This is a genomic window from Pseudoalteromonas sp. APC 3224, assembly GCF_030407535.1.
Classification (GTDB): domain Bacteria; phylum Pseudomonadota; class Gammaproteobacteria; order Enterobacterales; family Alteromonadaceae; genus Pseudoalteromonas.
On sequence record NZ_JASDDF010000076.1, the window covers coordinates 1 to 989 of the forward strand.

The window sequence follows — 989 nt, forward strand, 5'->3', positions numbered from 1 at the left end:
GACAGTACAATGACTGTATTCCAGATATACATTTCCATATCAATCACACCGCCTATTTTAGTGAACCATAAAGCCGAAGCTATGTTTCATTTTATGACCATCGTTACCTAAGAAGGTTACATCCACAGCATAGTTTGCAGGAGCTAATTTAGGTAGTTTCCATGTAAATTTGCTAGTAGCGACTTTAGAAGGCTCGAATCCAAATTTAAATTCTTCGCCTTGTTTATTGGCCAATGAAACTTTTACAACCCGTACCTCTTTGGTGAACACCAAAGTTAACTCTTCTGGAGGATTCATTAGCATTGCATTATCAGCAGGCACACTTTTTTCAAGATGCACATGCGCAAATACCGCACTACTAAAAACGACACTGATTACGGTTAAAAATTTAATTAGCTTTTTCATATTTACCTCTATTTTAGTTTGTTGAAATTGCTATTTATGGTTTCTTAACTTCGCTAAGCATTACTTTTTAGCTCCGCCTTAGAAAGCTCCTTATTACAGCATTAGTATGAGATTCATTATTCTCAAATATTTGCCTGAAAAATGTATAACCAGCAATACAGGCAAAGCCGACGTAAAATACAATTTTAGACAGTACAATGACTGTATTCCAGATATACATTTCCATATCAATCACACCGCCTATTTTAGTGAACCATAAAGCCGAAGCTATGTTTCATTTTATGACCATCGTTACCTAAGAAGGTTACATCCACAGCATAGTTTGCAGGAGCTAATTTAGGTAGTTTCCATGTAAATTTGCTAGTAGCGACTTTAGAAGGCTCGAATCCAAATTTAAATTCTTCGCCTTGTTTATTGGCCAATGAAACTTTTACAACCCGTACCTCTTTGTTGAACACCAAAGTTAACTCTTCTGGAGGATTCATTAGCATTGCATTATCAGCAGGCACACTTTTTTCAAGATGCACATGCGCAAATACCGCACTACTAAAAACGACACTGATTACGGTTAAAAATTTAATTAG

At 36.0% G+C, this 989-nt stretch carries 2 protein-coding genes; both read right to left on the reverse strand.

Annotated features, from left to right (window positions below):
* Window positions 1-57: 57 nt before the first annotated feature.
* Complete coding sequence (locus QL989_RS19095) at window positions 58-405, reverse strand: copper resistance CopC family protein (protein ID WP_010558032.1); 348 nt, start codon at window positions 403-405, stop codon at window positions 58-60.
* 245 nt (window positions 406-650) lie between these two features.
* Window positions 651-989, reverse strand: a 339-nt coding sequence (locus tag QL989_RS19100; protein WP_024601998.1) for a copper resistance CopC family protein, incomplete at its 5' end; no start/stop codon positions are given.